Raw genomic sequence first — 18,373 nt, 5'->3', positions numbered from 1 at the left:
CATCGGCAGTCCTTTTTATTAGTTAGCGCTAAGCGTTAGCTTAGGCTTCAATGTTGATTTCTTGGCTAGGGCCGCCCTGTGACACCATTACCATGGCTGGACGCAGTAAACGGCTGTTTAGCTCATAACCCTTTTGCATCACTAACATCACAGTATTGGCTGGATACTCAGCACTTGGCTGCATACCAATGGCTTGATGTTGGTCTGGGTTGAAGGCTTGACCCTGTGGATCGATAGGTTTTACCCCAAACTTAGCCACGGCGGTTAAGAAGCTCTTTTGCGTGAGCTCAACACCTTCGAACAGTGCTTTGGTAGTTTCATCCTGTGGATTAGTACCTTGCAGCGCACGTTCCATATTGTCTAACACTGGCAGTAATTCGTTGGCGAATTTTTCCAATGCAAATTTGTTAGCCTTTTCCACATCCATCGCCGCACGGCGACGAATATTGTCTACTTCGGCAGCAGCACGGATAACTGAATCTTTTTGCTCTTCAACTTTCGCCAAAGCGTCAGCGAGTAACTGTTCCAGCTCTTCAATACGGAAATTGGCTTGGGTAAGCTCGTCAATCAGACTCGCTTCTTCGGTAGAAACTTCAGACTCTACACCCTCTTGGATCAGATCCTGTTCTGCTTTAATCGACTCGTTGCTCATTTTCACTCCAGCTAAAAATGCTTTGTTTCTAAATACTCTGGGCATATTATGGGGATCAATTTTGACGTTTCAAGGCCTAAGGCCAGATCTAGCATAAATATGACCACAAAGTTCCACACCATTGGCCTGATTGGCAAGCCACACCACCCAGGGACAAATCAAACCCTCAAACGTCTGCACCACTGGCTGACGGTGCAAGGGTATGAAGTCCTCGTGGAAGAGCGTGTTGCCAGCGAGTTAGGGACAAATATCGTCGCGGTCGATTTATTAGAGATTGGCGCACGCTGCGATTTAGCCATAGTCGTGGGTGGTGATGGCAATATGCTCGGTGCTGCCAGAGTACTGGCGCGCTTCGATGTAGGCGTGATTGGGGTAAACCGTGGCAATCTTGGCTTTTTAACGGATTTACCGCCCGATGCCTTTGAAGAAGCCCTTGCCAAAGTGCTCGATGGTGAATTTGATACCGAACACCGCTTTTTACTCGAGGCCGAGGTCTATCGCCATGGCATGTTAAAAGCGAGCAATACTGCCGTTAATGAAGCGGTACTCCATCCGGGTAAAATTGCCCATATGATTGAATTTGAAGTCTATATAGACAATCAATTCATGTACAGCCAACGCGCCGACGGCATGATAGTCTCAACTCCGACGGGATCTACCGCCTATGCCCTGTCGGCAGGAGGCGCTATTCTAACCCCCAATTTACAGGCATTAATCCTAGTGCCTATGTTTCCGCATACACTGTCCTGTCGCCCCATAGTGGTCGATGCCTGCAGCACCATTAAGATGGTCGTCTCCCCTGAAAATGGCGAAAATCTCGAAGTAAGTTGTGATGGTCACGTGCATTTAGCCGTCTTACCCGGTGATGAAATCATAGTGCGCCGCAGCTCTGAGCAGCTCAGGCTTATCCACCCTAAAGGCCATAATTACTTCCATGTGTTACGCAGTAAACTCGGCTGGGGGAGTAAGCTGTTTTAAGCCCACATTAGGCGAGGCATAATGGCCGCAACGGCTCGCCATCATTAATCACTCAGGTTAATCTCCACTCCAGTTGTTAACAGAATGGTGTGTTGCGGCTGCGCGGCTGTAAACAGCTTTATTAACCGTTATTAAATTTCAGATTAAAACAAAATTCATTAAGTGATATTCATCACGCGAAATTTAGTTATCACTAAAATTTGATCTTGCGCTCATTATCCCCTGCGGTGCAAAACTCAATAAAAATCTATTTATTCATTACCTTACTCAATTCAATTTAGCAGAGTGATTTTTACCGCCACATAAAAATGAGATGTGAGTCACATCTTAATATTGTCTTAAAAATCCATTAAGTACTCATTAATGAAATAAATGGATCAGTTAATTGCAATACTGATAGCTAATTTAGCGGATATCTCGATTTTTATAACCCTAAGGAATAGAAATCAGTGAATCATCCCATTATCGAAATATAAAAAACCACCTTCGAGTGACATGGATCACAGTTAGGAAAATCCTCTGAGAGAAGCCTCCCGCAGCACTGTAAATTAGCATTTTATACAGCAGCCAAAATGATCTAGATCATATTAGTTAAGCCCCGAATAGCGTCTAGTACACACCACAGAATGTTGTGACTCTTGGCATTGGCAGTCAAAACTGCTGATTTACCCGCCGAGGGTTAAACAGGAAAACACTAGCAAGATCCAAATATAAATAATAAGACAGACCACTTTATGTAGAGGCAAGCATGACAATACTTCAACTCCTCGCCAGCTTGACGCCAGTAATCAGTGTAATGATCTTTCTCGTATTACTCAGAATGCCAGCGTCCAAAGCTATGCCCATCTCCATGATAGTTACGGCGCTTGCCGCCGTGTTTATTTGGCAAATGGATACCACACTGTTAGCCGCATCGGTTCTCGAAGGACTGCTGTCAGCCATCACTCCCTTAACCATCATCTTCGGCGCAGTATTCCTGCTTAACACCCTGAAATACTCAGGGGCCATGGATACCATCCGCGCAGGTTTCACTAACATCAGTGCCGATGCCCGTGTGCAAGTGATTATTATCTGTTGGTTATTCGGTGCCTTTATCGAAGGTAGTGCGGGCTTTGGAACGCCAGCCGCGATTGGTGCGCCGCTGCTGGTATTATTGGGGGTTCCGCCCGTTGCCGCCGCCGTTGTGGCGCTGATTGCCGATTCGGCCTGCGTATCCTTCGGTGCGATTGGTTTACCCGTGCTATTTGGTATGGAGCAAGGTTTAACCCAAGGTGGTGTGAGCATGGCTGCGGCGCAAATTGCCGAGCACGGTGGCACTTATCCTGACTTTGCCCAGTTCATTGCAATGCATATGATCACTATCGACTTAATCACAGGTACCTTAATTCCACTGGTGATGGTGTCGATTCTGACGGGCTTCTTCGGCCGTAATAAGTCATTTAAAGAAGGCTTAGCCATTTGGAAGTTTGCGATTTTCGCGGGTCTTGCCTTTACTGTTCCCGCTTGGATCATCAACTACCTTGCGGGCCCTGAGTTCCCATCCGTGATTGGTTCTCTCATCGGTATGGCGATGGTTATCCCCGTTGCACGTAAGGGTTACTTATTGCCAAAAACGCCTTGGAATGATTTTGCCGAAAATGATAACCAAGAAGAAAGCGCCAAAATTGAGACCACCACTAAGTTCTCACAAATCGCTGCTTGGACACCTTATATCATCATGGCAGCGCTATTAGTGTTATCACGTACCGTTGCACCACTCAAAGCCTGGTTATCGGGTTTCAACATCAGCTGGACTGGTTTATTGGGGACTGAACTTAAAGCCAGCTTTGCGACCCTGTACGCACCAGGCGCCTTCTTCGTGGCCGTGTGTATCTTAGGTTTCTTCCTGTTCAAGATGAAAAGCCCTGCGATTAAGCAATCTATCGGCGTGTCATGCAAGTCGATGTTACCGACTATCATCTCATTAGGCGCATCCGTGCCTATGGTGAAAATCTTCTTAAACTCAGGCGTTAATGGTGCAGGCCTCGCGTCTATGCCTGTTGCCTTAGCCGACATGCTGGCCCATTCGATGGGCGCTGTGTGGGCATGGATGGCACCGATTGTGGGGATCTTCGGCGCCTTCCTTTCAGGCTCGGCCACCTTCTCCAACATGATGTTCTCCGGCCTGCAATATAGTGTGGCCGACAACATTGGCATGAACCACGCGCTAGTATTAGCACTACAAGGTATCGGTGCGAACGCCGGTAACATGATGTGTGTGATGAACGTCGTAGCCGCCGCGACCGTTGTAGGTATGGCGGGCAGAGAATCAGAAATTATTCGTAAAACTATGCCTGTGGCGATTGGTTATGCGCTACTTGCAGGCACCATCGCAACTCTTTGGGGTGGCTTCTAAGCCAATCGAAACCTAAGGCCGCTTGGCGGCCTTAGTCATTTTTAGCGTTGAGAGAGTAACTTATGTCTATTAATTATGACGCTGTTTATAAAGAGCTAATTCAACAACTCGGTGAGTCAGCCGTCTCAAATGACCCTGTACGCCGCTTTGCGTGGTCAACCGACGCCAGTTATTTCCGTATCGTACCTGAAATTGTGGTCCACGCGGATAACCTCGAACAGGCCAAACAGACCTTAGCCATCGCCCGTGCCCATAAAGTGCCAGTAACCTTCCGTGCGGCGGGTACCAGTTTATCGGGACAAGCCATTGGCGAAGGGATTTTATTGATCTTGGGCCACGACGGTTTTAGAACCATTGAAATCAGTTCCGACAGCAATAAGATCACCTTAGGCGCGGCGGTGATTGGTGCCGATGCCAACGCGGCGCTCAAGCCTCTCAATAAGAAAATCGGTCCCGATCCGGCGACCCTTGCCTCGGCCATGGTCGGCGGTATTGTGTCTAACAACGCCTCGGGTATGTGCTGTGGTACGGCGCAAAACAGTTACCAGACCATCGCCTCGGCTAAACTGCTGTTTGCCGATGGTACCGAGCTCAACACAGGTTGCGATAAGTCTAAGGCCGCCTTCACCCAAAGCCACGGCGAGTTGCTCGACTCACTGGCCTCTCTGGCTAAATTGACCCGCAGCAATGACGTGCTCGCGCAGCGTATTCGCAAAAAATACTCCATCAAAAACACTACGGGTTATAGCATCAATGCTCTAGTGGATTTTGAAGACCCGTTCGATCTGATTAACCACTTGATCGTCGGCGCCGAAGGCACCTTAGCCTTTGTCGAAGAAGTCACTTACCACACGGTCGATGAAGCCAAATTTAAAGCCTCGGCCATGGCGGTATTTTTCAATATGGTGGATGCGGCGAGTGCCATTCCACCGATTATTGGCGATAGCGTTGCCGCCGCCGAATTACTCGACTGGGCATCCATCAAGGCCGTCACTGGTAAAAAAGGCATGCCAGATTGGCTCAATGAACTGCCAGAAGGCGCGGCCATTCTATTGATTGAGTCCCGCGCTAACGATGCCCAAACCTTAGAAAGCTATACCCAAGATGTGATTGCCAAGCTCGCGCACATCAAAACCGAGCGTCCGATTAGCTTTAGTAGCGACGCCAATGTGTACAGCAAATACTGGGCAATGCGCTCTGGTCTGTTCCCGATTATCGGTGGTGAGCGACCAAAGGGCAGCTCAGTCATCATCGAAGACGTGGCCTTTAACGTCGAACATTTAGCCGCGGCCGCCGCCGATTTAACCGAGCTATTCCATAAGCACGGCTATCCCGAAGGCGTGATTTACGGCCATGCGCTGGCGGGTAACTTCCACTTTATTATCACCCCGACCTTCGCCTCCCAAGCCGACATCGAGCGCTTCCAAGGCTTTATGCAAGATGTGGCCGAGATGGTGATCCATAAATACGATGGTTCGATGAAGGCCGAGCACGGCACTGGCCGCGCCGTTGCACCTTTCGTTGAAATGGAATGGGGCGCAGATGCTTACACCCTCATGAAACGCATCAAGCATATCTTCGATCCAGAAGGTCTGCTCAACCCCGGCGTTATCTTAAACGACGACAGCACAGTGCACGTGAAAAACATCAAGCCTTGCCCTGTTGTCGATGATTTTGTCGATAAGTGTATCGAGTGTGGTTTCTGCGAAAAAACCTGTCCTACTTCGGCACTGAACTTCTCGCCACGTCAGCGGATCGCCACCCTGCGTGAAATCGAGCGCTTGGAGCAATCTGGCGATAAAGCCGCCGCCGATAAAATGCGTGCCGATGCCAAGTATGATGTGATTGATACCTGCGCGGCTTGTCAGCTCTGTACTATTGCCTGCCCAGTCGATAACAGCATGGGTCAGTTAGTCCGTAAGCTACGTACGCCCTATATCAGCACCACAGAGCAAAAAGTGTTGGATTTCCAAGCCAAACACTTTGGCGCCGTCAACCAAGTGATCAGCACCGGCTTTGACGTATTGGGAGTCATCCATAAAATCACCGGCGATGGTATCACCAACGCGCTGATGAAAACTGGCCGTTTACTCTCCAAAGAAGTGCCCTATTGGAATCCAGACTTCCCCAAAGGTGGCAAATTGCCTAAACCATCACCAGCCAAAGCGGGCCAAGAAACTGTGGTTTACTTCCCAGCCTGCGGTGGCCGCACCTTTGGTCCAACACCTAAGGATCCCGATAATCGCACCTTGCCAGAGGTGGTTGTCACCCTGCTCGAGCGTGCGGGCTATAACGTTATTACCCCAGAGAAGACCCGCGATTTATGCTGCGGCCAAATGTGGGAATCTAAAGGCGACTTTAAAAACGCCGACGCCAAACGCCAAGAGCTTATCGATGTGGTCAGCAAGATGAGTAATGGCGGCAAAATCCCAGTATTAGTCGACGCTCTGTCTTGTACCTATCGTACCCTCACGGGTAACCCTCAGGTGCAAATCACCGACTTAGTTGAGTTTATGCACGACAAGCTGCTGGATAAGCTGAGCATCAACAAAAAAGTCAATGTGGCTCTGCACTTAGGTTGTAGCGCTCGTAAGATGAAGTTAGAGCCTAAGATGCAAGCCATTGCCGATGCTTGTTCGAGCCAAGTGCTCAAACCTGCGGGCATTGACTGCTGTGGTTACGCCGGTGAAAAAGGCCTTTATAAGCCAGAAATCAACGCCAGCGCCCTGCGTAATATTAAAAAGCTCATTCCTGTCGAGATTAAGGAAGGCTATTACGCCAACCGTATGTGTGAGGTCGGCTTAACGCAGCACAGTGGCATTTCCTACCGCCACTTAGCGTATCTGCTCGAAGAGTGCAGCCGCTAAAAAGTACTCAACGGGGCTAGAAATGGCCCCGTTTTTTTATCAGAAGAAAACTATTCTCATTTATCGTTAAAAGCTATTAACCAGATAGGTAAATCACAAAACATAAATCATATTTAACACATTAAAATCAACTAATTAAAATATTCTCATTTTTGCAAAAATCAACAAGATCATTTACTAAATTAGCGCTACTTATTTACTTAAGATAAGCCTATATTTGATCAACTACCTTAGCATTTGTGTGGACTTTGGGGTCACAGTGCAAGGCAATGTCGTTCACTAACAAGAAAGAGAAAAACACAATGAAAATCGCTCTTTTCATCCCGTGTCTCGTTAACCAAATGATGCCAGACGTGGCGATTGCCACCCTGGAATTACTGGAAAAACTCGGACACCAAGTGATTCTACCCGCAGGCCAAACATGCTGTGGCCAACCTATGACCAACTCGGGTTGCTTCGATGCAGCACGCAGTACTACCTTGAAATTACTCAATGCTTTCAAGGGTGTGGAATGTGATGCCATTGTTTGCCCTGCCGCGTCTTGTTTAGTGGCCGCCAAAGAAAACTTCCACGAGTTTGACAGCAGCCCAGAAGCCCAAGCCGTTATCGACAAACTCTATGAGCTGACCGAGTTCCTCCACGATGTCGCTCCAATCCCAGCGTTCAACAAGCCTTTTGCCCATAAGATCAGCCTGCAACTGAGCTGTCACGGCATTCGTATGCTCAGCCTTGCCACGCCAAGCGAGCAAATGGGCCCACGATTCAACAAGGTTGAAGCCGTGCTCGCCAATATCGCCGGAATCGACATTGTGTATCCAGACCGTCGCGATGAATGCTGTGGCTTTGGTGGTACTTTTGCCGTTGATGAAGGCGCTGTATCAGCCAAGATGGGTAAAGACAAGGCCCAAGCCCACGCGGCAACAGGCGCGCAATATGTGGTTGGCTTCGACCCTTCATGCCTATTACACCTCGATGGCATGATCCGCAGACAACAATTGCCAATTGAAATTCGCCACATAGCGCAAGTGCTTAACGCCGCGCTCTAGGAGACCCACTATGGCATATCAACATAATCACGAGGCAACGGGTTCACAGGTTCACGCCCACAAGGCCGATATTTTCTGCCGTGATGAAACCCGTGTTGACTGGCACTCTAAGGCCCTTTGGGTGCTGCGGGAAAAACGTGACCGCGCCGCAGGCAGCTTACCCGAGTGGGAACAACTGCGTCAGTTAGGCTCCGAAATCAAGCTGCATACCTTAACTAATCTTGCGCAATATCTTGAAACCTTTGAGCAAAATTGCCTAGCAAACGGTATCAAAGTCCACTGGGCAAAAGATGGCGCCGAGCACAACCGTATCGTACACGGCATCTTAGCCAGCCATCAGGTGAAGAAGTTAGTTAAGTCAAAATCCATGCTGACCGAGGAATGTCACCTCAATCCTTACTTAGAGCAACACGGGATTGAAGTTATCGACACCGACTTGGGCGAGCGTATTATTCAGCTGGCGAAAATGCCGCCTTCGCACATTGTGGTGCCCGCTATCCACATGAAAAAAGAAGAAGTCGGTGACCTCTTCCATGAGAAACTCGGCACTAAAGCGGGGGCAGCAGATCCCTTGTATTTAACCCGTGCCGCCCGTGCTCACCTGCGTGAGCAGTTCCTCAGCGCCGATGCCGCGATGACAGGGGTAAACATGGCGATTGCCGATAAGGGCGCAGTGGTCGTTTGTACCAACGAAGGTAACGCCGACATGGGGGCGAACTTGCCCAAGTTGCAGTTGCATTCAATGGGTATCGACAAAATTGTCCCCGATATCGACAGCGCCGCCGTGTTACTGCGCACCCTCGCCCGTAACGCAACCGGCCAACCCGTTACCACCTATAGCGCCTTCTACCGTGGACCACAGGTCGATGGTGAGATGCACGTGATCATCGTCGATAACGGCCGCACTGAGATGCTCAAGGATAAAATCCTTGCCGAATCATTGAAATGTATTCGCTGCGGCGGTTGTCTAAACACTTGCCCTGTGTATCGCCGCTCCGGTGGTTACAGCTACAACTACACCATCCCAGGCCCGATTGGGATTGCCGTGGGTGCCAAGAGCGATGACACTAACTCCATCGCTTGGGCCTGTACCCTGTGTGGTAGCTGTACCTATGTCTGCCCGACTAAGGTGCCGCTCGATAAGATTATTTTCCACCACAGACGCCTTAAGGCCGAAGCCGGAAAACTCCCTTACGGCAAAAACAGTTATATGCCATTAGTGGGTAAATTTATGGCAAGCCCGACTATGCTCAATTGCTCAATGGGCGCGGCCCGTACCGCACTGCGCATTCTGCCGGGCAGTCTGCTCAAGCCATTTAGCGGCGCTTGGGGTAAATACCGTGAACTGCCCGTCGCCCCCAACTCCAGCTTCGAAGCTTGGTTTAAGAAACACAGGAGCCTATAAGATGTCTAGTAAGCACGAAATTCTCAATGCGCTCAAACTGTCGGCTTTAACAAACCATCCTATGCCAAGCATCGATGTCGCCCCGCGGGTAGAAGATCTGGTTGGTCAGTTTGAAACCAATCTAAAAACCGTGGCGGGCACTCTGCACCGCGAAGGCGGACTCACGGCACTGCAAGCCAAAGTAGATGAGCTTGTCGCCCAAGGCTTGCAGGTCATCTCACTCGTTGAAGGCATCACGGCAAACCGTGACGTGCCACCAACGGCCCACGAGCTCAGGGATATCGATTATGCGGTCATTCCTGGGGATGTTGGCGTTGCCGAAAATGGCGCTATTTGGGTCAACAACAAAAATCTCGGCCACAGAGTCACGCCTTTTATCTGTGAAAACCTGATCTTAGCGCTACCTAGCACTAAGATTGTGCCTAACATGCATCAAGCCGCCAAGGACATCACCTTAGATGCGGGTGAGTTTGGTGTATTTATCGCGGGCCCCTCAAAAACCGCCGATATCGAGCAAGCCTTAGTCGTCGGTGCCCACGGTGCCTGTAGCTTGAACGTGTATTTGCTGTAATGCCCCAAGATTTAATGTAACCAAGAAAACGCAAAGGTTACGGGACAATCGAAACAAGAAAGCCGACCTTCATTGGCGGCTTTCTTATTAAAATTTAGCATAACGATATTTGATTTATAAGGGTTAATAGCCTACAGGTACAGGCTTGCCATGGCATTCGCTCGCCGACTAGGTGAATAGAGCAATCTAGGATTTCTAAGCTTATGAACGAGAGCCATGGTCGTTATCACGTATCCCTGCATTGTACGACATTCAGGCGTCCTGCCTATAAGATAGCGAACGGCTGTTAAACACAGATGTTGTGCAAGTCAATCAGTGGATGCAAAGCCGTGCCGTCCTGCTCTTTGATAAGCGCCGCAGCCAAAGCAATAGCTAGTGATAAGTAAGGGATCTTTATCAAGTCGCTTTAACCAAGTGCGATAGCGCAATACTGAGGATTCCTTGCGAGTAACCTCTACGCGGCTGGTCGTATTCTCGACTATATCTATTAGGCATTTATAGTAAAGGTGAGTAAATGAACGAGGTATTACTACAAATAAAGGCACTAACCAATAGTGATCCTTTGTTGACGACTGTCATTGTTGGAGTATTAACATTTACGTTAATTGGACTCATAGGCTACATACTAAAAGATGTTCCCGCGAAACTGTTAAGTTGGCTCAGTAGCCTGCTATTTGTGCGGCTCACTATAGACGATAGCCATCAGGCACGCACAGAGATATTCAATAAGCTGTCCTTTTTGATCAGTAATACTACCATACCGTTTTTTTCACGCTCTATCTCTGAGGCTGTGTACTTTGACTATGGTGTGAATTACGACGGGCGTGTCAGTGTTAAATCTATCGGCTACGGTATGCACCTGTTTAAGTACGATAGTTGTTTTATGTTGGCAACCCGCACTAAGGTCGATAGTACGATGGCATACGATTCTATTACTGTAAGAGCACCATGGTGGGCAAAAGATAAACTACATAGTTTTTTAGAAGACACTCGTGGAGACATCTCTACTGAGCCGAAAGTGAATATTTTCGAAGAAACCGAATGGTGTCGCTATGGCACATTAAAATCATCGGGGTTTAGTGACTTAGTGCTAGATGAAGGGTTTAAGCAGGAGTTGATGAGGGAAGTTGATAACTTCGCAAGTCGGGGAAAATCGGTTGTCAGTAAGCTAACCATTCTGCTACATGGAAAAACGGGCACGGGTAAGACGGGTATCGCGAGGGCCTTAGCGGTTGAGTATCATCGCGATCTGTACATATTAAATCTATCGACTGTCAATGATGCCACTATTCATAAGGCGATTAGAAAGGTAGCGCCCGGAGCTATGTTGTTAATAGAGGACTGTGATTGTGTAAAGGCAACGGTATCACGTGCAGCTGAGAGCAATGTAGACAACCCACCACTCACTTTAGGTGGCGTACTAAACGCGTTAGACGGGATCATTCCTCTTGATGACTGCCTAGTCATAATGACCACAAATCATCTTGATCATCTTGACCCAGCGTTGATACGTAAAGGTCGTGTAGATGTCAGTATGGAAGTACCACTGATCAGTGCAAAGCAAGTTAATGAGGACTACTTTGAGCGTTTTGGCGCAGTACTGAATAGAACTGAGCCATTGTTAGGTTGTGAAGTCTATGAACACCATCGCAGAGCGAGCTTAAGATATGGAGTGTGTTGTAAGCCAGTGTAACCCTCTTCCTCCTAAATGGACTCATTCAATGGTCAACTCTATTTGGCCAGCGCTTTAACCGAGTACTTATAGGGTCTGAGTTAACTTTCCTCAGGCCCTTTAACTTGCCAAACTCAGTAGTGGGTTTGAGCCAGTTTTCATGGGGATATTTAATCTTGTCAGTAACTTAGTGCTAGTTTCACTGATGGCGCCACGTTTATCATTGCGAATGATTCGCCCAGTATCCTCTTCTACCAATTGTTCTCTAAGGGCAGGTCATATCTGCACAAAAGTCTCTTTCAAAATACGACCTTAGCACCTTCAAATTCTCAATCAGCTATTTGCATAATAAAGTGTCAATAACCAACATCGGACTTGCTCAACACTTGCCATGCCTTTTGAGAATGGGTCGCGGCTACGCGCGGCCTATCCTTATTTGTTATGCAAATTCTTCAGGGCTCAGAAACTCCATAACTCGAAGGCGTCCTTCAAAAAGGATTTCCTGAGTCGCTGAATCATTATGGATTCCTAACCAATATTGTCTTGCACGTTTTAGTGTCATCTCCATTGGCTCGCTATCACCTAAAAGGTGCTCATCACTACCAGTGTGCAGACGACCTTGCAATCTAACCCGCGCTATTTGAAAACTTTGTCCCTCAGCCCTAAACGCTCAAGCCAGAACCTGACACCTTCCCGTTCTGGGATTAACCAGATGCACCGCTGCCTTGATGGCAAATGAGGAAACTCTTGCTTTCTTATATCTTCCCAAATCAACTCTCTAACATAAGCAACAAAATGCCTAATAACCTCACTAGCAATATCAGCCACATGAGGAGAATTGATCTCACCTCTAGCGACACTCCCAACAAACTTTGCAGCTGGTACCATGATAGAACCTGATTTGGTGTTTACTGAATACTCTTTTCGTTGAGTCTCAAAAAACTTGAAATATGGATTACTCTCTCCACCAATATCTATTTCCTGTCCTTCTCTCCACATTTCAAATGGAGACCAAGGAGCAGGTCTATTGATGTGAAAATAATCACGTGCAGTATCTGCAATAGTCAATTGTTCCTCCTGTATTTGCATAGACGCTGCAATATGGGGCGTATTAAGCTAGGCTAAAATTAGCGAAGAATGAGCGCCAGCCAAGCTTTAGACGTCCCATTCATAATTGCTTTGTTATGCATTATCTCCGCTTATAAAGCAGACCAAATGAGCCTTTTGACCAACTCTCTGAAAAGTAGTCACCAACTTTTAGTGATTCAAAATGCCTCTTTGAAACATCAAGTTTAGTTGGCTCGTTGGTATGAGTAGTTTGAATATAAACATAGTAACTCATACCACCCTTAGTACTTTCATATGTGTCTAGCTCGACAATTTCACCCGTTAGTTGAACTTGTTGCTGTTCCCCAACCATTGCGTTTAGTCCCATAACATAGCCACCACTTATAAAAATAAGCATTGCTGCAATCATTGAAGTCCACAGAAAACCTTTTACTTTTCCTGCTTTCCTTCGATATTTTGGAACTTTAAAAAGGTACACATAAAAACAAAGCGCGCCGATAGGAAGAGATAAGAACTTAAATGCCCAATCGTATGATTCATTTAGGATTGTGTCGTACATAAATGTTGGAGCGACTCCAACTAAGATATATACAAGAAACGCCCAATCCCCATACTTTTTTAAATAATACTCCACAGTTCATCCATAATTCATAACGCCTCAATAACCGGCGCAGCTTTGCTGCGTCCGGCGCCGTAGGCGCGAAGTTTATTGACTTGTTAACCTTCATGGCTCGATACCAAAGAAGTTAAATCATCTTCGTATGCTAAAAATTCTTCATCAAATTCTTCGAAGGCATCCGAATCAGGGGAAATATCCTCCAATAATTCTTGGCGGGCACCACGGTCTTTTGGTGGCATATCGTTTGGGAATTTAGATGCCGCTCTCCTGACGATGTCAGCAGTATGGTTGGCTCCTATTTTCACCAAAGCCTGGATCGTTTCCTCGGTGTAATCACCTGCCGAGTTAAAAAAGAATTGATCAAAGCCGCCATTATTTATTTCAGCCTCAAGCACCTCAATCAGCTCTTCAATATTTGGCATGCACGAACTCTCCTTGAAGGTTAACGCAAAGCACACGGGCGGAAAAACGCGTTAGCGTTTGACGTCCCAGTGGCCGCAGGCCACGAGTGATGCGCTTTGTTATGTGAGCTGTTAATAAAATGGGCTTTTACCATACTTTGACCTTAAAGAGCTCCTGAAAGGTATGAGAGTTGCCACAAGAAAAATGCAGACAACTCCAATAAAGAACAGAGCACCTCTCATTAACCCATGTTTATAAGCAATCAAACTCGCAGGCACTGCAACAACGAATAGCATGGTAAAAATTGCGATTCTATGACTATTCCAATACAGCAAGAAGTTACCGAGTTTCAGAAGATACCTCCAGCCACATAACATTTGATTAGTGCGCATGCGCGTTTACCTCGTTTGATCAGTGAAAACGCGCACGGTTAACTACCTGTATGCAAAGAACTTATCAGCTTTCAGCCGAATTCACCATCTGGAAAAACGCGCATGCGCGTTTTCCAAACCTATTAACTAAAATTCAGTTACTATATTCACCTGATTTTATAGAGTTTTATTTATTTCGGATGGAATTAGTGCGCACTAATTTTGTCTAAAAATCATACAAAAATACCTAAATTTAAATACGACTGTATACCCATACATTGTTAGTCGATTTCTGGTAAGGCCAAACATAGGCAAATAGATAAGAATATTTATGGCTGCATGTGTGGGAATTTTCGGTTGAGCTAAAGAGCCGAAACAAGGAATGGGGCATTAGCTTTTTTGGCAAATGAACAGTTCAATGATCGTAAAGATTGCCATTGTTGCAACTGTGACCGTTGGCGGCATGGATGCCGCCGGCGAGCCTATAGGGATATATTCACGGCGTGTCACAGGGGAAACAGTGGCAATGCATATATCGCAATATCCGATTCAGCCGACTTGTTTTGGGGCAAAAGCTTTTTAGTTACACGAACAGTTAGAGGGATACTTAGGATTGGCAATGTTGTACCAGTGACCTTCTAAAACATGGATGTTCTAGTAGAGCCTCAGGGACGGTTTTTATTAAATTAAAGGGTGATGTGTCACTGGGGAAACAGTGGCAATTCATCCTACACACCTGACGACTAGTAAATTCAGCCACTCATTTTAAATCAAGTAGATAATACACTTTCTGTGTGCATACAACACTGTCAGATTAACATAGCCGATTAAACGATCACTTCAGTAAATTACGCATATAAAAATGGCAGAGAAAAATTCTTTCTCCGCCATTTTTATGAAAAAGCTCAATCTATGTCTCTACAACAAGCCGCTACATAAAGGCCTTAGTAAAGGCTTCTTTCGATTGGCGAATATAGTTGCGTGCACTTTGGGCATGTTGTTCCCATACCGCCCTATCGCTTGGGTCGGTGAAGGGGTTTTGTTCGGCGGCAATCGAGCGCTCGAAGCGATCGTAGAAGGTTAACATCGCCGAAGTGATTTGATTGAAACGCTCTTTAAACTCCTGAAACTCATCCATCTTTTCAGTGGTTTTAATCATGTACTGTACTAATTCAGCATTGCTATTTGCGGCTAATAAGGCATCGGCCTTAGCGCTGATATTGGCATTCACGTCGGCCATAATCTGCGCCCGCGTTTGCTCATCTTTACTCATCACCTTGCTGTAATTTTCGGGTGTGCGGGCAATGCTAGCATGTTGCAGGTAGCTACGCAGATGCTTATCTAAATCCTTGCGGAAAGTATCTAAGTTCTTCTGCATATTGACTAAATCGTTATCGAGCGCCGTAACCTGTTGCAGCTCTTTTTCGATTTCAGCCATAAAACGCTCGGCCTGCTGATAAATCTTAAGGCCATTTTCCTCGGCAAACTTTTTATCACTGCGGCTTAAGTCGCTGTTGTCATAGTTTGAGCGGTCAAAGGTGGCCGCGAGGAAGGATTTAAAGGGTTCGGCAAATGCCGAATAAGCACCCGCACTCACCACATTTAAAGTGGCGGTGGCTAAGTCACCAAAGGGTTTGACCATAGAGCCTAAACGCGCCTGTTGGATCGGCGATGCCACCCGTTTAGCATCGGTTAAGACCGACCTAAAGGTGTTATAACCCAATGGGTTAGACATTTTGTTACGCTCAGAGGTCGCCAACACAAAGGTGATGCTCGAGTAAATCGCATTGGAATATTCGAGGTACTGTCTTTGGCTTTCGAGCTGGGCGGCGTAGTTTTTACCTAGGGTTCTAAAGGATTCGGCCTGAACCTCGTAGTTTTTGTCTTCTTTAAGCTTATCTAAAATACCGCCAATGATTTTTTGCTCGTTCTTTTGCAGTGCGATATCGAGGCGAATTTTATCTAGGGTTAAGTCATCCAAACTGATGGGGCCATTAATGGCTTCGATATCGAGGCGAATGTATTGACGGCTCGGATCGTCAATCGACACCCTGTGGGCCAAATATTCGGTTGTTGCTGGGGTGATATCAATCAGCGCCACATGCTGCCATTGGGCATCCAGCTTTAATACCGGCGATGTGAGTACATTAATCCGATATTGGGTTTGGATATTTTGGGTCTTGACCCAGAACTCCAATAGGCCCGCTTCGGAGACGGGGAATTTACTGACAATACTGCTATTGCCTTCGGCACATAACAATGCGCTCTCACCACTGTGGGGCTCTGCGCCCTCAAATTGGCAGCCCATGATCCAAGACCAAGGTTGGGATAAGCGGTTACCCTCAAAATCGCTAGCAAACACTAGCTCATTATCCTTGGCACTGGCATTAACACTGGTTAACACGCCAAACAACAGCATAGAGATGACTGCAGCGGTGCGCATAAGAGCCTCATAAAACATAAATAACAAACGACGAGCCTGAAAAGGCCCAGAATTCTATCCTATCCGCACGCTTTTACCGTCAGTAGGCAGCCGTATTTTAGTGATAAAAAACATGCTAAAAACTGCGCTAAATTTAAGCTGGGATTAAACCAGCGAAATGTAACAGAGCGCATGCCGACACGCCAGTACTAAGTCGGTTTCAAAGGAAAAGATAATGCGTAAACAACATCAGACTTTAGCGTTCACTTGAAGCCGCCCCATTGCGATAAACATCCAAATCACCAGCATAGTGCTACAGGTCGCGAGCGACACCCACACGCCAATCACGCCAAAGGCCCAGGCAAAACAATAGATAATGGCGGCGATAAGCAGCAGTTTCGCCCCAGTGAGTATCGATGCCTGCTTAGAACAATTAATCGCCTGGAAGAAACTGGCGCCCACAAGAATCAAACCTTCCATAGGTAAGCCCCAGAAATACCAGCGCATTCCTTCAATCGCGACCGGCGTTAAGCTTGGGTTGTCACCGGCAAACAGGTACACCAACCATTCGGGGCGGGAATAAATCAACACTAAGCCGAGTGCTGCGGTGAGTAGTGTCATGCCAAAGGCGATATTGCGTGCCTGCTTAACTCTGTCGAAGCGCCCTGCCCCCGCATTAAAGCTATAAATCGGTTGAGTACCGAGGGCAATGCCTTCAAAAATCAGATAGAAAAACGCTTCGGTGTAACTCACAACCCCGTATGCCGCCACATGCAGAGGGCCACCGACCCATAAAAATGCGGTGTTATGCAGGGTCAATACAATCGACAAATACAGGTTCATCAAAAAGCTTGGCAGGCCAACACGGGCAATATTGAGGCAGTTGTCGAGCTTTAGCTTCATCTGCTCAAGATTGATTTTGAGCTGTGTGCGCGCCCCAAAGAAATGCTGCAGGCAGAGTAAACCAGTCACGGCCTGGGACAACATGGTGGCAATCGCCGCCCCAGCCAAGCCGAAGGGAAACACCACAATAAACAGCCAATCTAAAAAGGTGTTCAGCACACCACCTAAAATCAGCACAAAGGTCACCATAGATGGGCGACCGTCGTTACGCAGTAAGGTGGTGAATGCCATTGAAATAATAGGGAAATGACATAAGGCAAAATACCAGAACAGGTATTCGTTAGCGTTTTCGAGTATCTCCCCCTCGGCGCCGAGGGCAATTAAAATATCCCGAGAAAAGATCCCGCCCACTAAGGCAAAAAATGCCCCTGCCAGTAAACACAAGCTAAAGGCGTTGCCGAGCAATTTGCGCGCCTTGGCGACATTACCTTGCCCTAAGTTAATCGAGACTAACGCCGCGCTGCCCATGCCTATCATGGCGCCAACTGCATAGAGAATCGCGCCCACGGGATAGGCCAACATCATGCCCGCCAATCCAGTTTCACCGAGATAATGACCGACGAAGATACCATCAATGGTGACATACACCCCAGTCACCAGCATGGAGGCGATCGTTGGAATGGTGTAGCGCCAAAAAAGCTTTGAAATCGGCTCTTGCAGCAGGCGTTGGTCCGTTGCGGCAGCGGAAATAGCAGTCATAACCTAATCTCACAAAAATAAAGGCGGGCGCGCACTCAGCTTGTTCTGGCGGTATTACACAGAGAAATAAAGGATGAACAAAAATGCGGCAGTGGATTGTACCTAAATTTTACCTTAATACCAATCGCGTTTAACGGGAGAAACTTGTAACAAAAACTAATCAGCACAATACCTTACTGCTAGTACATATTTATTCCGTGATTGCAACAAGCAAGCATCACTTAATAACAGATGTGGTGAAAGTCATCATTTTTCACTACTTTTTTGGTATTTAACCCTTAATTAGGTAAAGTGTAGGCTTAA

Annotated in this window: 13 protein-coding genes and 1 pseudogene; 7 read left to right on the top strand and 7 right to left on the bottom strand. The window is 47.1% G+C overall.

Annotated features, from left to right (window positions below):
• Positions 1 to 40: 40 nt before the first annotated feature.
• A complete protein-coding gene (gene grpE, locus ACUZ8J_RS06470) occupies positions 41 to 652 on the bottom strand; it encodes a nucleotide exchange factor GrpE (RefSeq protein WP_086902308.1) in 612 nt (203 codons plus the stop codon).
• Positions 653 to 751: 99 nt separating this feature from the next.
• Between grpE and nadK the strand changes: the two genes are divergently transcribed.
• The 7 genes from nadK to ACUZ8J_RS06435 all read left to right on the top strand — a co-directional run bounded on the left by nadK (position 752) and on the right by ACUZ8J_RS06435 (position 11,607).
• Positions 752 to 1,630, top strand: a complete 879-nt coding sequence (gene nadK / locus ACUZ8J_RS06465) for an NAD(+) kinase (protein WP_084789193.1) — start codon at positions 752 to 754, stop codon at positions 1,628 to 1,630.
• A gap of 748 nt (positions 1,631 to 2,378) precedes the next feature.
• Positions 2,379 to 4,025, top strand: a complete 1,647-nt coding sequence (locus ACUZ8J_RS06460; RefSeq protein WP_446693381.1) for an L-lactate permease — start codon at positions 2,379 to 2,381, stop codon at positions 4,023 to 4,025.
• Positions 4,026 to 4,087: 62 nt separating this feature from the next.
• Complete coding sequence (locus ACUZ8J_RS06455; RefSeq protein ID WP_089067340.1) at positions 4,088 to 6,892, top strand: FAD-binding and (Fe-S)-binding domain-containing protein; 2,805 nt, start codon at positions 4,088 to 4,090, stop codon at positions 6,890 to 6,892.
• Positions 6,893 to 7,194: 302 nt separating this feature from the next.
• The gene (locus tag ACUZ8J_RS06450; protein WP_011623487.1) at positions 7,195 to 7,938 is read left to right on the top strand and encodes a (Fe-S)-binding protein; all 744 of its coding nucleotides are present in this window, start codon (positions 7,195 to 7,197) and stop codon (positions 7,936 to 7,938) included.
• A gap of 10 nt (positions 7,939 to 7,948) precedes the next feature.
• On the top strand, positions 7,949 to 9,343 hold the full coding sequence (locus ACUZ8J_RS06445; protein WP_446693380.1) for a lactate utilization protein B: 1,395 nt from the start codon (positions 7,949 to 7,951) through the stop codon (positions 9,341 to 9,343).
• Between the two features lies 1 nt (position 9,344).
• Positions 9,345 to 9,914: a LutC/YkgG family protein gene (locus tag ACUZ8J_RS06440; protein ID WP_446693379.1), complete on the top strand. Its 570-nt coding sequence runs from the start codon at positions 9,345 to 9,347 to the stop codon at positions 9,912 to 9,914.
• Between the two features lie 514 nt (positions 9,915 to 10,428).
• Positions 10,429 to 11,607: an AAA family ATPase gene (locus ACUZ8J_RS06435; protein ID WP_446693378.1), complete on the top strand. Its 1,179-nt coding sequence runs from the start codon at positions 10,429 to 10,431 to the stop codon at positions 11,605 to 11,607.
• A gap of 100 nt (positions 11,608 to 11,707) precedes the next feature.
• Here the strand turns inward: ACUZ8J_RS06435 and ACUZ8J_RS06430 are convergent.
• The 6 genes and pseudogenes from ACUZ8J_RS06430 to ACUZ8J_RS06405 all read right to left on the bottom strand — a co-directional run.
• Positions 11,708 to 11,835: pseudogene (locus tag ACUZ8J_RS06430) on the bottom strand (transposase); the annotation flags it as partial.
• A 387-nt stretch (positions 11,836 to 12,222) separates the two neighbouring features.
• Positions 12,223 to 12,654 (bottom strand): DUF2441 domain-containing protein, encoded by a 432-nt coding sequence (locus ACUZ8J_RS06425; protein WP_446693377.1) that lies wholly within the window; start codon positions 12,652 to 12,654, stop codon positions 12,223 to 12,225.
• A gap of 121 nt (positions 12,655 to 12,775) precedes the next feature.
• Positions 12,776 to 13,288, bottom strand: coding sequence for a hypothetical protein (locus ACUZ8J_RS06420; protein ID WP_037425858.1), 513 nt, complete (start codon positions 13,286 to 13,288; stop codon positions 12,776 to 12,778).
• An 83-nt stretch (positions 13,289 to 13,371) separates the two neighbouring features.
• The gene (locus ACUZ8J_RS06415) at positions 13,372 to 13,695 is read right to left on the bottom strand and encodes a DMP19 family protein (RefSeq protein ID WP_279769491.1); all 324 of its coding nucleotides are present in this window, start codon (positions 13,693 to 13,695) and stop codon (positions 13,372 to 13,374) included.
• A gap of 1,282 nt (positions 13,696 to 14,977) precedes the next feature.
• A complete protein-coding gene (gene bdpA, locus ACUZ8J_RS06410; protein WP_011717784.1) occupies positions 14,978 to 16,489 on the bottom strand; it encodes a BAR domain-like protein A BdpA in 1,512 nt (503 codons plus the stop codon).
• A 228-nt stretch (positions 16,490 to 16,717) separates the two neighbouring features.
• Entirely contained in the window at positions 16,718 to 18,070 is a 1,353-nt protein-coding gene (locus tag ACUZ8J_RS06405; RefSeq protein ID WP_109285424.1) for an MATE family efflux transporter, read from the bottom strand.
• Between the last annotated feature and the right edge of the window lie 303 nt (positions 18,071 to 18,373).

The organism is Shewanella sp. Koi 1 (assembly GCF_052907445.1).
This window is presented reverse-complemented; position numbering and strand designations above follow the sequence as displayed.